This window comes from Thermonema lapsum (assembly GCF_011761635.1).
GTDB lineage: Bacteria > Bacteroidota > Bacteroidia > Cytophagales > Thermonemataceae > Thermonema > Thermonema lapsum.
In genome coordinates this window covers 64,193-77,097 of sequence record NZ_JAASRN010000003.1, presented here as the reverse complement: position 1 = coordinate 77,097, position 12,905 = coordinate 64,193, and the positions used below count along the sequence as shown (strand labels likewise).

Here is a 12,905-nt window from a genome sequence, read left to right as displayed (position 1 = left end):
CCCGGCAGTATGAAAACTTTATTTGAATGCCATTGCCAAGATGGCTTCACCTTCTTCATGGTTGCCCCACATATCAAGATAGTTCAATACCACGCACACCGGATAAACCAGCAAGTAGTATAGAGGCAGGAAAAAAGCTGCTTTTTTGGTATAATTGAGCCACTGCATGGGGAGTTTCACCGATAGGCGCCACGACCAAATGCCCGGCTTAGCATAGACATAACGGACTTTGATATGGCGGAAGCCGGCAGCTCGTAGTTTGTTGCATAGCTCTTCTTTGCTATAACCAGCACGCACCTGCTCTTCGCAGAACGGTTTATTGTTCTTGCCTTCACGCAAAGACATCAGAGAGGGCACATATACCAGCAACATGCCATCGGGGCGCAAGGAGGTGTAAAAGTTGCGAAGCACCACCTCGTCTTGTTCTATGTATTCGAGCACGTCGATAGCCAACACCAAGTCGAAGGCATCGGGCTGCGAGAAGGTGAGCAAGTCGGCTGTTTTGAAATACAGGTTCGGGTATTTCTCGCAGTCAAAGAGGCGGTTGTTTCTGCAAATATCAGTAACGTTGACATCCACCGCCAGCACACTCCAGTCTTTACAGCGGCTTGCCAAGTAAAAGGCGTGTTGCCCCAAGCCAGCGCCTGCATCCAAAATATGTTGCGGCTGCCCTTTCCTGTGCTTTGCCCACTGACGGATAGCCCGGCGCACATACCACACCCGCAACAAAATCATGCGTAAAAGACCAAACAGCAGCTTTCGCAAAAAAGGACGATGCTGGAAGGTATCGCTGATTCGTTGTTTTACAGGATTGTAACGCATGCTTATTCTTCTTCGTCTTTTGCTCCTTCGAGGTCATCCAACTTTTTGTAGGCGTCCAAGCCGTAATCTTTATCTTCAGGGGGGATTTCGATGCTCTTCAGTATTTTTTCTATCTTTTCGGCTTGTTCTAAGGTATCATCTAACAAAAAGCGCAATTCGGGCATGATGCGTATCTGTTTGCCAATGCGCAGTGCCAACTGATGACGTATCCACTTGGCTTGCTCCTGTATGTCTGCCAATACTTCCTTCTTGTCTTGTGTTGCGTAAATACTCAAGTATATTTTGGCAATGGAAAGGTCGGCGGTTACTTCGGTGTGTGTGACGGTAATAAGTGCTTTTGGAAGGATGCCTTTGGTGTCGTTCTGAAAAATGTCGGCTACCTCTTCTTGGATAAGGTGAGCCACGCGACGCTGTCTTCTGGTATTCATCTTGTTGAATTCGTTCTAATTGCAACAGCTAAGCTAACCTTTTGGTTTCTATGCTGTTCATGCGTGCAAAGTTAAGACAAATTTATTTCAATAAAAAGTTTAATTTTCGGCAGGATTTGTTATTTAAACAACGACAGCCTTGCTCTTGGTTCGCTTACTCAGAAACGACAGCATTCTGCACTATTTGTTACTGATTGTTTTGTTTGCAGCTTTCCGGATATTGCTTTTTCTGCAATACCCCGAGGCACTCCCCGAAGAGATTTCCTTCATAGAGATAGGCAAACGCCTGCAAGAAGGCGACCTGCTGTACAAAGACCTCTGGGTATCGACCTCGCCTCTGTCGGCAAGCGTTTATTGGTTATTGTCTTTATTGGATGATTTTCCTTTGTTTGCCTTCCGTCTGGTGGCTGCTGTCTTGGGCTTGTGGGTCCTTTTGCGATTCAATGCTTTGTGCATGCAACTGCGCCTTTATAACCAGCGACATGTGCTCACCGGCTTTTTTATGGCTGTCTTTTTCAATGCTCACCCTGCTTTTTTGGTGCTCAGCCCCGAACTGATTGCCCTGCCCGCCCTCACGTGGGTAATTTATTATAGCATACGGCAAATAGAAGAAGGAACACAAAAAAGCTATCTGCTGGAAGCCGGCTTTTTTATGAGCTTGGCAATGCTTGCGCATTTGCCCTATGGGTGGCTGATACCGGCTTGTATTTTTGCCTATTTCCTTTACTCCAATACCAACATCACCCAACAGCTGAGTTTTGTATTCACGGCAAGTATGCCTTTACTGTTGGTAGTACTCTTCTTTTACTGGCGTGGCGAATTCAGCGATATGGCAACCCATTGGCTATTGCAGGCAGTACAACCGGCACGAAGCGTCTTTCTCAATACCGACAGCATGCTGAGATGGGGCACCTCTCTTGCGCTTTGCGCTGCTGTCTTTCTCATTGGCACTTGGCAAAGCCCTCAGTTCATCAACTATCAGGTGCGTGCGCAGATGACCTTCTTTTGGATGGGCATTGCCGCTTTCTTGCTTTTTTGGTTCGGTGATTTCAGGCAGTGGTATAATTTCTATTTGCTGTTGACCATAGTGGCTTTTTATGCTGCCCACTATTTGCTTCTCTTGAAGAAAAAATGGATTCAAGAGCTTTGTGCCTGGATTCTACCGCTGTGGGGAGGCAGTCTGTTGTTTTTCGGTACAACAATAACAAGCAGCCATACACCTCCAGTATTACAGGCACAAATGCATGGAAGCACGCGGGTATGGGTCATTGGTTATGATTATGAATGGTACCGGCACTACCGGAGCGCTACCCCTTTCTTCGACTACAAACTAAGCCGCCGCTACTTGGACCAATTGAACCATTACGGCAGCTGCGAAGGTCTTGCCCGAGCACTCTTGCAGTCGCCCCCTGCCCTGATTGTCGATAGCATGCATCGCTGGGAAGAAATCAGCAAGCGCATCCCCCTACTGGCAGCCCACTACCGCCCCACGGAGGTGCCGCATGTTTATCGATATGCCCCACAAACAAAAGACATTCCCCGCCTACGCCTCGTTGACTAAACTCACTCAAGGCGTTAGCTTTCAATGATGCCGGTCATTTGGCTGTGCCGACCAAAACCATAGCTTTGGGTATCGTAAATACCAAAAGCACAACTACCATGAGTCAGAAAGCCAAATACCGACTGTTTGTCAGCTCGCTGGTGTTGCTACTTGTTTTGACGCTATTCTTAGTGCTCTTTTTTGTTTTGGGTGCTGACTACGCCGGCGAGCTCACCCTGGGCGCTTTGGTGTTCGTATCTATTTACTTTATTGTGTTGGCAGGGGTCATGGGCGATGAGGACATGCCCCACTCCGCTTCATCGCAATCTACGACATAGAGAATGGCGACAACGCAAGTAAAACAGGTAAAAAGGACGCCAGTAGCCCAAAGAAAGTAGTTTGCCCATCATCCATGCCGGGCGAGACAAGTAAGCACGCAATGCCGAACAGCGCAAGACTTCTTCAAAGCCTTGCGCTGCTTCTTTGTCACCCACATAGATAGCTAAGCGCCAATGATAAAAGGTACGATAAGCCAGCGCCCGGTATTCCTCTTCGGTTTGACACAAAGACAGGGCTTTGTGCGTAACTCGCAGAGTGCTGCGCAAGTGGGCATTGGGGGCAGGTGCATAAAAACCACTGCCGTGTGAAACGGCGGTCTGCCGCTTCATGACTGTACAGGCATCTACAAACAAAAAAGAGGTGCAAGCCGATGCCCGCACCCAAAAGTCAAAATCTTCATAACTCAACGACTCATTGTAGCCCCCCAAGCGATGCAGAAGGGCTGAACGTATCACCATAGTAGGCGTGCAGATAAAAGCACTACGCAAAACAGGCACTTTCACGTTGCCGGAAGGTACTGCTATTTTGGCGTGCTCTGCTTCATCTATGGGGTAATGCGTGCCTAATACCTTGCCTTGTGCGTCTATATACCATGCGTTGGAAAAACTCACACCCGCTTCGGGATGCTGCTCGAGCTGCCGCACATGGGTTTCTATGTGCTTTTCAAGCAAAACATCATCCGTAGAAAAATCAATAACGTACTTTCCTTTTGCCCATTGAAGGGCATAATTGAAAGCCCGACAGTTGCCTTTGTTCTTTTCAAAAAAGAAAGTGCGGATAGCTCTCGGCTTGATGCTCTGTCGTGCACATTCATGGTAGTAGTTTTCCATCCACTCGATGATGCGCACTTTGGATGCATCGCGGCTGGCATCATCTACTATTAGCAACTCCACACAAGGATAAGTCTGCCCAACCACCGACCACAGCGCCTGTTCCAAATAAGGAGCATGGTTGTAACACAAAGCAATGACAGACACTAAGGGCGTTTCCATAGTATGTAAGCATAGAGTGCTGCTGCATATACGAGGTGTTCAATAGCATATGCCATAGGAAGTGCCTCCACGGCATGCAGCTGATACAAGGAAGCTAAAGATAGCAAATAAACCACAACCGACAACAATTGCATGACTAAATACATCATCAAAGATTGCCTTGCCAACAGCAGCAGCGCCCCCCAGCAGCTCAGCATACGGAAGAAATCGCCCGTGAGCTGCCAGTGACTCCATGCAGCCGCTCGCACAAAAGGAGCATCATACAGTAAAGCCAGCCACCACTCGCTGCTCAGCCAAAGCAAAAACATCACTACCAAAACTAAAGGGACTGCCACCCGTAACTGACGGACAGTATAAACCCATGCGCTTCTGCCATCGGGCATTTGGCAAGCCATTGGATAATAGGCAGCCGCCAAGAAAGCCAAAAGCATACCTACCAGCAATTCCGACACCCGCACCAGTGCCTGCCAATAACCGGTGTCAATGATGCCGAAGGTATCGACCGCCCACAGACGTACTTCGAAAGCAAGCAGCTTGTCGAGTAGCACACCTACCAGCGCCAGCAGAATGAACTGCCAATATATCTGGTAGTCTTCGTACAAAGCCAACCACCACTTTTTTTGCAAAGGGGGCAATGGGGGAGCAGCCATCAATACCACCAACAACAAAGGAAGCCAGTAACTTATCGCCAAGGCGGTAAGTACAAAAGAGAGCTCACCGAAACGGCTTGCCCAATACACCGCTAAAAAACTACACGCCGATAACAACACATTGACCATGCCATACCAAACATAGGACCTTGCCCACAAGAAATACTGCAGAAAAAGGTGCAGAAAAATATACGCCAGTATCGATGCCAAAACGCCAAAGTATTGCAGAGCATCAAAATAAAAAAGACTAAGAAAGTGCCGTAAAAAAAATGTGGGAACGACAATGATAACTAAGAAGATTGCAATATCCCAAAAATGGGCGGCTATCCACAGCTCTGTATTGACCTGCAGCGGCTTTTTGCCTGCGATGCTTAGCCATGCCCGGTGTACGCCTTCGATAGGCAAAAAGGACAACAAAGCCACAAAATTCAAGAAGTGCATCAGTACTGTAATGCCCTCTTCGCCAAAGACTAATGCCACTTGCTTGGATATCAAAAAATTGAACAGTATCTTGACGCCTAAAGCAAGCAATATCCAAAAATAACGATGGCTTGCTACTGACCATCTTTGCTGCTGCGAGTCTATCCTCATGCGTTTTCGATTTCAACTTTTTTCAATAGGTTTGTTCAAAGATACGTAAAGCCAACCATAGAAACATATGGAACAAGCAAACCCCACCCCCCAGCCCTCGAATAAGCAGCTGTGGCAGCAAATCAAACACGAACTACTGAACTTGCTGCAACACCGGTTTTCCTTGCAAGAAGACCTCGACATAGAGAGCAGTGCCAAAGCCATCGCCAAAGACATTTACTTCAGCGGGCACCGCGTGTGGATACTTATCTGCTCTATATTCATTGCTTCTATAGGCTTAAATACCAACTCTACTGCAGTGGTTATCGGTGCCATGTTGATTTCTCCCTTGATGGGTCCTATTTTAGGTGTAGGCATGGCAATAGGCACCAACGACTTTGTCATGCTCAAAAAAGCCGTACGCAACTTCATTTTGATGGTTGGGGTCAGCTTGTTTACGGCAACCCTTTATTTCTTGATAACCCCCATCGATACAGAACAAGCCGAACTGGTAGCCCGCACTCAACCCACTATCTTGGATGTAGGCATTGCCTTCTTCGGGGGGTTAGCGGGCATCATTGGTACCACACGCAAAGAAAAAGGCAATGTGATTCCGGGCGTAGCCATCGCCACTGCACTTATGCCACCACTCTGCACCGCCAGCTACGGCTTGGCTCATATGAAATGGAACTTCTTTCTGGGTGCCTCCTACCTCTTCTTGCTGAACTGTGTATTTATAGCTTTAGCTACTTACCTGATAGTGCGTTACCTACGTTTTCCGTATGCTCAAGTGCCAGACAAAGAACAAGCTAAGCGCTTTCAGAAGTACATAATAGTGAGTGTGTTGCTAATTGTATTGCCCAGCGCATGGTTATTTTGGGGAGTGGTGCAAAAAACTATTTACGAAACCAATGTAAACAGATTTATCAATGCAATACAGAAAAACGGAGACATAGAAGTGGTATTGAGCAAAATAGAATACGACGCAAACAACCAATTACACCGCCTACATGTGTATCTGTTGGGCAAGCAGGTGGACTCTATCAAATACGAAGTGCTGAAAGGTAAACTAAATGACTACGGGCTGAAGAACACAGAGCTTATCTTGCACCAAGAAGACGGAATCAGCTTCTCGGAGTTGTCTCAAATAGAAAGCCGACTGGCGAGTGAAGTAGGCAACCGTATTGAAAAGGAACTCATGCAAAAGATGTTTTCGAAAACCGAAGAAGAGTTGCGCCGTAAGCAAGCGCTCATCGACAGCCTGCAGCATTGGGCTCAAACTCAACAGCAGAACTCTCTTGAAAAAGAAGCCTTTGTACGCGAAGCCTACACTCAATACGAAGGACTGAAAGCGCTAAGCGTAGCCGAAGTGGTGAACCTCTTGCCTGAAGGTAACAAAGACACAATACCTATTTTACTCATACGCTGGGAGCATACAGTGCCGCACTACAAACGACAAGAACAAGAGCAGAAGCTGAAAAAATGGGCACAAACACGCTTCAGCTTCAACAACATAAAAATATTGCACTACTAAGCCCTCTCATATATCAAAGCTTGCAAAAGGCAGGTATCTGGAAAAGAAACCTGCCTTCTTTGTAGGTTTTGGGTTCTATTTGCCTACAAAGCAAGCAAAAAATGCGGCTTCTTCCCTTCTTTAAAAAAAAGCAACCGGCAAAAACAAGGTACTTTGCCCATGGCAGAGGACTCCTTTTCTTTTTTTCAATAAAAAGCCCATGCCACAAAAGCAGGAGCTTTGCATTTTTGCAGCCTATTCGATTTCTTATCTTTGCATAAAAACCTTTTCTCTCAAGTAACGTAACCCAATAACCTCCTCTTATACCGGCTATGGCACATTCCTCTATAAACCCCAAAAAAGACATAGAATCCTACAGAATGCTTCAAAAAGAGCGCATACAATCGCTTCCACAAGCTATAGAAGTGGAAGAAGCGGTGTTGGGCGCTTTGCTGTTTGAAAAAGAGGCTATTGTAGATGTAGCTGATATCCTCACACCCGAGAGCTTCTACCGTCCACAACACCAAGAGATATATCGGGCTATTGAGCAGCTTTTCAAAGAAGGGCACCCTATTGACATCATAGCCGTCACCGACGTACTGCGCAAGGCAGGAAAGCTGGAAATGGTAGGGGGTCCTGTTTACTTGGGTGAACTCACCACCAAAATCAACTCGGCTGCCAACCTCGAATATCATGCCCGCATCCTCAGCGAATACGCACTAAAACGCGACTTGATTCGCATCTCGGAAGAGATTCAGCAAAAAGCCATAGAAAACAAAACCGATGTGTTTGAGTTGCTCGATTATGCCGAACACTCGTTTTTCAAGGTGTCGGAAAAAAACATACGACGCAACTACTTAGACATACAGAGCGTAATACAACAGTCGTTGCGCGAGCTTGCCAATAAAAAAGACATGAACGACGGGCTCACAGGCGTGCCTACCGGATTCACAGAACTAGACCGCTACACCGCCGGCTGGCAGAAGTCCGACTTGATTATCATTGCTGCACGCCCGGGGATGGGTAAAACGGCTTTCATCCTTTCGGCACTGCGCAATGCAGCTGTGGATTTCAACCTGCCCGTAGCAGTATTTTCTTTGGAGATGTCTGCTGTGCAGCTTATCAACCGTTTAATTGCAGCCGAAGCCGAAATAAGCAGCACACAGCTCAAACAGGGTAAGTTGAGCGAAGCCGAATGGAGCCGTATGCACCAGCGCATTGCCAAACTGGAGCAATCCAAAATATTTATTGACGACACCCCCGCTCTCTCGGTATTGGAGCTGCGCGCCAAAGCGCGACGCCTCAAAGCCCAACACAACATCCAGTTGATTGCCGTGGACTACCTGCAGTTGATGAGTGGTGGCGAGCAAGGCAACAAAGGCAACCGCGAACAAGAAATTGCCTACATTTCCCGCTCGCTGAAAAACATAGCCAAAGAGCTGGATATTCCAGTAATTGCGCTGTCGCAGCTGTCGCGCGCCGTGGAGCAACGTGGTGGCGACAAACGCCCTCAGCTCTCCGATTTACGCGAATCGGGCTCTATTGAGCAAGACGCCGACCTAGTACTCTTTCTTTATCGCCCCGAATACTATGGCATCACCGAAGACGAAGAGGGCAATCCTACGGCAGGTGTGGGTGAGGTGATTATTGCCAAGCACAGGAATGGAGCGCTGGGCAGCGTTCGTTTGCGTTATATCAACGAGTTCACCAAATTCACCAACCTCGACAACTTCAATCTGGGGGCTTTTGCTCATGAACCTGCTTTCGTAGACCACGTGCAGCCCTTCACACAAAGAGCGCAGACAATACGGGTACAAAGCCGCCTGAACGAAGATTTGGAAGACGATTCCTCACCCGACAACAAGCAACTACCACCAACCGACCCTTTTGACGACATGCCACCATTCTAAAACAAACTTCGGAACCCCTTATCCCCTATGACAACATTACTACGCAGAATTTACTCCATATGGTGCTTGTTATGGTTTCTTATTCCTTTTGTATGTCTGTATCCTTTGTTTTGGCTTGCCTATTATAGCCGTGCCTATGCTCTGATTGGCTATCTGAACCGATTTTGGGCATGGTGCTTTTTGAGGGGCAGCGGACTGCCCTTCGAAGTACACTACCACTTCCACCCTTCGTCTCGGGCAGTGTATGTGCTTTGCAGCAACCACAACTCCTATCTCGACATCGTCTTGATGGGTCTGATAGCCCCCCCAAGACATGTGTTTGTAGGCAAAGACAGCCTAAGCCGAATCCCTCTTTTTGGGCGCATGTTTGCCAAGCTACATATTCCCGTGAAGCGGGAAAGCACAACCGCCTCCTACAAAGCACTGCTTCACATGCGTAAAGCCGCACAACAAGGGCGCAGCATCATCATCTTTCCCGAAGGAGGCATACGAGTGCACGAACTCGACCGGCTGGCACCTTTCAAAGATGGTGCTTTCAAAGTAGCCATCGACTTGCAAATCCCCATTATACCCATTGCTTTTCCGTATAATTGGAAAGTGCTGCCCGACGACCACCGCTTTTTGCCCCGCTACCATCGTCTGGAGGCAGTGGTTTTGCCTCCAGTGCAAACCAAAGGATGCACCGAACAAGACCTCGAGCACATCAAACAGCGCACCTATGATGCCATCTACCAAGCGTTGAAAGCCTACTACCCTGACTTAAAATACTGTGCCCCATCCAATGGAAGAAATTCTGTAGCTTTGCGTAAGTAAGCGCAAATCGAAAAACATAATTCCTATGAAAGTATCTTTGGACACCTTGCAGAAAATAGCACATCTTGCTCGTCTGGAGTTTGATGAATCAGAAGCCCAAACTATGTTGAATGACCTGAATAAAATCATCGAATGGGTCGACCAACTCGAGAAAATAGATACCAACGGAGTAGAGCCGCTTATCCACATGTCGGAAGAAAATAACGTACTACGCGAAGATGAACCAGCACCGGCATTGCCTCATGCGCGTGCGCTGCGCAACGCCCCCAAAAAAGACAGCAACTACTTTCGTGTGCCGAAGGTCATTGAATAGAATCCACAAAAAAATGCCCTATGCAGCGTCAAACCATTCTTTCTTATTTTTTATTCTTCCTTTTAGCCACCTGTATCGTTCTTTTGCTGCACGGGTGGCTTTCTGGTTTTGAATTGCAGCTTCCTTTCACCATAGACGAACAGCTGGCTTTCATTACGCTGCCATTAGAGCAGCTACAAGAGGGACTCTTCTTGCTGCCCGTAGAGGTGGACTACCCCGTTTACGAACAATTGTTCAATGCAAAAGAATGGCAGTTCTCGCCCCTTTATAGCCTGTTGTTTTCATGGGGCTGGGTGGTGGCGTTGAGCCTCCTGCTTGCACTTGTCGGTGCCATGAAACGAGAACAGTGGATGGGCGCTTCGTTGATAGCTGTTTTGTATTACGCACTCTCATCCCTGCCTCTGTTGAAACTGCGCCTGCCTTTCCCTACCATAGCCTTGGTCATTGGCATGAGTGTTGCCACACCTGCCCTGCTTTGGTGGATGCAAAAACGCAAGCCAAGAAGTAGCTTTTTGCAGCGCTTCATTGTGTTTTTTACCCTACATGCTGCCTTCCTTGCACTCATTATGCTGCGCAGTACCTACCCTGCCCCCCTTGCCTTTGCTGCGCATTTTAGCCTTTGGGTGCCTTTAAGCATCGCCTTGATATTCATATTTTTAATCTCTGCGCAAATTCCTTATGCCCTGCTTGCCCTCACTGGGCGCTCCGAAGCTGCCGACACTCAAAGCAATTTAAAGCACTTCTCATGGTTTACCCTTCTGTATCTGTTGAACTTGGGCTTGCTGCTTGCTCAGCACATGCATTGGTTCTCTACTGACTGGGCGCTCATCCATACGAATGTGTGGATGCTCCTTGCACTAACCGCCGGCTTTTTCTTTATTGATAAGTCACCGGCTTGGCGAAAGATATGCCCCACACCTTCACAAAGCAAAGCGCTGTATCTCGTCTTGGCAACCATCAGCGTAGGTGTGCAAGCCTACGCCTACCAAATAGGTGAGGCATCTCTGCAAAAAGCCTTTCAAGTCGTGGTCTTGCTGAGTTTTTCTGTCTTTGGGCTTGTTACTTGGCTCTATGTGTTTGTCAACTACCGCCGCAGCCAATCAGCCAATTTGTACGATATACTCTATCAAGACGAAAGCCAGCATGCTATTCCCAACTACCTTGCCCGCGGGATAGCTTTCTTTATCATCACTATATTGGTTTATACGGGCTATCTTACCCCCATCAATCGCATACAGGCTGCTTATTATGCACTGACAGGCGACAGTTACCTGCTAAACGGCGACACTGACTTTGCTGCTACTTACTACGGGCTGTCCAATCGTTACAATACCAAAAACCCACACGTACACTATGCCCTTGCCTTTATAGAGCTTAGCAAAAAAAACACCGAAGGATATCTAAATGCTCTGTTCTACAACATGGAACAAGAGCCTTTGGAGCAAAGCTTTTTGAAAGTAGCCGCCCAATATGCCGAACGACAACTTTTTATCCAAGCAATTGAAAAGCTGAAAGAAGGCAGCCGATGGTTTCCTCATTCCAATCGCCTCTATAATAACCTCGCTTTGGCTTACGCTCATTTTGGGATTGCTGACTCGGCTCTTTTCTATCTTGAAAAAGCCCAAAAAGCAGGCTTGGGCAGCAAACTGTTTGCAGCCAACTTGTCAGCTGTTCTGGGGCGTCATCCTCTTGGGAAGGAAGCCATCCCCCATAAGCTGCTCGCTACCACAGAAGAGCCCGCTGCCTTAGCCAATGCCTATTTAGCTGCCCTACGCACCGGCGATAGCTTGCCACTTCCTTTTAAAGAAGAATGGTTTAAAGACAGCAGCCTCACCTATGCCGAAAGCATGTATTTGGCAAATTATACTCTGGCGCATATCAACAGCGGCAACGAGCCCCCTTCCTTGACCTACCTCGAACGCTGCCTTTCCTACATACCATGGCGTGAAGCCTTTGGGCAGGAACTGCTGCTCGCCAAGGCTATTTATCTTTACTACGGGTCCAAACGTTGCGGCGACGCCTTCAGCGCGCTGCGCAGCCTCACACAAGGTGGGGCAATGCATGCGCCCTTGTTGGCAGCTTGGTACATAGAACATGGCAATTACGAAGCAGCTGCCCAAGCCGTAGGTTACGCCGCCAGTTTGGGACAGCCCAAGGCTCAGCTCACCCTGGCACTGGCACTTACAGCCCAAGGTAAGATACAAGAAGCATTGCCATGGTGGAAGCTGCTGGCAACACAAAAGGCACAGCCTTTGGCGTACATGCAAGCTTTCATAGATGCTATGCCGGAAGTACTGCAAGCGGCTGCCCCCTCCACCGACTGGGAAGAATGGAAAACCTTTGCTTTCTTGTATTACCGCAACGACTTAGCGCCCGACAAGCTGCATGAATACCTCGACTACTTGCAGAGCCCCAAGTATAAGCTATGGGCACAATACCACTGGGCAGAACGCCTGCTGGCAGCTGGGCAACTGCAAGAAGCCAGCAAATACCTGATAGCACCTCCTCAAAGCCTGCAGGCGCCTTGGCTGAAGAGCCTGTATGCACAGCTTGCTATACGGCAAGCCGCCGAAACAGCCCAAGTGGCACGCTTAGCCGAACTCATACAAAGCTACGAAAGCCAAATGTCTGCTTTCGACCGTCTGTATGTATATTATGCGCAAGGCGTGTTAGCAGAATCGAAAAAACAGACCCAAGAAGCTTTGCAATGGTATCGTCGCAGCAACGAAGCGCTGCCTTTTTACGCCCCTGCTTACTTACGTGCTGTAGCATTGCTCAATGCAGAAGGCAAAGAAATGGAAGCCTACCATTTGCTCATCACAGCTTTGCGTCAAAACGAAAACTCCATCCCCTTGACAAAGGCATATGTACTGCAAGCGTTGCGCATCGGTGCCACTTCCTATGCCGAACAAGAACTGAAAAACTTGCAGCGCCTGATGCCCGAAAAAGATTTCCGGGAGTTTCAGGCAATTTATGAAAAACAACAAGCGTTTCTTGAGCAAAGAACCCAATAAG

At 47.9% G+C, this 12,905-nt stretch carries 11 protein-coding genes; 7 read left to right on the top strand and 4 right to left on the bottom strand.

Annotated elements, in window-relative coordinates; all coding sequences use genetic code 11:
• Positions 1 to 18 precede the first annotated feature (18 nt).
• Both FHS56_RS09995 and rbfA read right to left on the bottom strand, forming a co-directional pair.
• Positions 19 to 822 (bottom strand): class I SAM-dependent methyltransferase, encoded by an 804-nt coding sequence (locus FHS56_RS09995; protein WP_166920380.1) that lies wholly within the window; start codon positions 820 to 822, stop codon positions 19 to 21.
• A gap of 2 nt (positions 823 to 824) precedes the next feature.
• Positions 825 to 1,250 carry a 30S ribosome-binding factor RbfA gene (gene rbfA, locus FHS56_RS09990; RefSeq protein WP_166920378.1) on the bottom strand — a complete coding sequence of 142 codons (426 nt, stop codon included), beginning with the start codon at positions 1,248 to 1,250 and terminating at the stop codon, positions 825 to 827.
• Between the two features lie 145 nt (positions 1,251 to 1,395).
• On the opposite strand from rbfA, the gene FHS56_RS09985 reads away from it, so the two are divergent.
• Both FHS56_RS09985 and FHS56_RS09980 read left to right on the top strand, forming a co-directional pair.
• Entirely contained in the window at positions 1,396 to 2,811 is a 1,416-nt protein-coding gene (locus tag FHS56_RS09985) for a hypothetical protein (RefSeq protein ID WP_166920377.1), read from the top strand.
• A 98-nt stretch (positions 2,812 to 2,909) separates the two neighbouring features.
• The gene (locus FHS56_RS09980; RefSeq protein ID WP_166920375.1) at positions 2,910 to 3,128 is read left to right on the top strand and encodes a hypothetical protein; all 219 of its coding nucleotides are present in this window, start codon (positions 2,910 to 2,912) and stop codon (positions 3,126 to 3,128) included.
• Here FHS56_RS09980 and FHS56_RS09975 read toward each other — a convergent pair.
• The gene (locus FHS56_RS09975; RefSeq protein WP_166920373.1) at positions 3,108 to 4,121 is read right to left on the bottom strand and encodes a glycosyltransferase; all 1,014 of its coding nucleotides are present in this window, start codon (positions 4,119 to 4,121) and stop codon (positions 3,108 to 3,110) included. The two genes, FHS56_RS09980 and FHS56_RS09975, sit on opposite strands and share 21 nt — an antisense overlap.
• A complete protein-coding gene (locus tag FHS56_RS09970; protein WP_166920371.1) occupies positions 4,106 to 5,362 on the bottom strand; it encodes an MATE family efflux transporter in 1,257 nt (418 codons plus the stop codon). The genes FHS56_RS09975 and FHS56_RS09970 overlap by 16 nt, the downstream gene beginning before the upstream one ends.
• A gap of 67 nt (positions 5,363 to 5,429) precedes the next feature.
• Here FHS56_RS09970 and FHS56_RS09965 point away from each other — a divergent pair, with 67 nt between their 5' ends.
• The 5 genes from FHS56_RS09965 to FHS56_RS09945 all read left to right on the top strand — a co-directional run bounded on the left by FHS56_RS09965 (position 5,430) and on the right by FHS56_RS09945 (position 12,904).
• Positions 5,430 to 6,875, top strand: a complete 1,446-nt coding sequence (locus FHS56_RS09965) for a DUF389 domain-containing protein (protein WP_166920369.1) — start codon at positions 5,430 to 5,432, stop codon at positions 6,873 to 6,875.
• A gap of 359 nt (positions 6,876 to 7,234) precedes the next feature.
• The gene (gene dnaB / locus FHS56_RS09960; protein ID WP_243844208.1) at positions 7,235 to 8,764 is read left to right on the top strand and encodes a replicative DNA helicase; all 1,530 of its coding nucleotides are present in this window, start codon (positions 7,235 to 7,237) and stop codon (positions 8,762 to 8,764) included.
• Positions 8,765 to 8,791: 27 nt separating this feature from the next.
• Entirely contained in the window at positions 8,792 to 9,577 is a 786-nt protein-coding gene (locus FHS56_RS09955) for a lysophospholipid acyltransferase family protein (RefSeq protein ID WP_166920365.1), read from the top strand.
• 25 nt (positions 9,578 to 9,602) lie between these two features.
• Entirely contained in the window at positions 9,603 to 9,890 is a 288-nt protein-coding gene (gene gatC / locus FHS56_RS09950; RefSeq protein WP_166920363.1) for an Asp-tRNA(Asn)/Glu-tRNA(Gln) amidotransferase subunit GatC, read from the top strand.
• A gap of 20 nt (positions 9,891 to 9,910) precedes the next feature.
• Complete coding sequence (locus FHS56_RS09945; protein WP_166920361.1) at positions 9,911 to 12,904, top strand: tetratricopeptide repeat protein; 2,994 nt, start codon at positions 9,911 to 9,913, stop codon at positions 12,902 to 12,904.
• Position 12,905: the final 1 nt, after the last annotated feature.

What these genes read in the sequence shown, in the direction of transcription:
- FHS56_RS09965 (WP_166920369.1), top strand. Translation starts at nt 5,430, where the DNA reads ATGGAACAAGCAAACCCCACCCCCCAGCCCTCGAATAAGCAGCTGTGG.
- FHS56_RS09995 (WP_166920380.1), bottom strand. Translation starts at nt 822, where the DNA reads ATGCGTTACAATCCTGTAAAACAACGAATCAGCGATACCTTCCAGCAT.
- FHS56_RS09955 (WP_166920365.1), top strand. Translation starts at nt 8,792, where the DNA reads ATGACAACATTACTACGCAGAATTTACTCCATATGGTGCTTGTTATGG.
- FHS56_RS09980 (WP_166920375.1), top strand. Translation starts at nt 2,910, where the DNA reads ATGAGTCAGAAAGCCAAATACCGACTGTTTGTCAGCTCGCTGGTGTTG.
- dnaB (WP_243844208.1), top strand. Translation starts at nt 7,235, where the DNA reads ATGCTTCAAAAAGAGCGCATACAATCGCTTCCACAAGCTATAGAAGTG.
- FHS56_RS09970 (WP_166920371.1), bottom strand. Translation starts at nt 5,362, where the DNA reads ATGAGGATAGACTCGCAGCAGCAAAGATGGTCAGTAGCAAGCCATCGT.
- FHS56_RS09945 (WP_166920361.1), top strand. Translation starts at nt 9,911, where the DNA reads ATGCAGCGTCAAACCATTCTTTCTTATTTTTTATTCTTCCTTTTAGCC.
- FHS56_RS09975 (WP_166920373.1), bottom strand. Translation starts at nt 4,121, where the DNA reads ATGGAAACGCCCTTAGTGTCTGTCATTGCTTTGTGTTACAACCATGCT.
- rbfA (WP_166920378.1), bottom strand. Translation starts at nt 1,250, where the DNA reads ATGAATACCAGAAGACAGCGTCGCGTGGCTCACCTTATCCAAGAAGAG.
- gatC (WP_166920363.1), top strand. Translation starts at nt 9,603, where the DNA reads ATGAAAGTATCTTTGGACACCTTGCAGAAAATAGCACATCTTGCTCGT.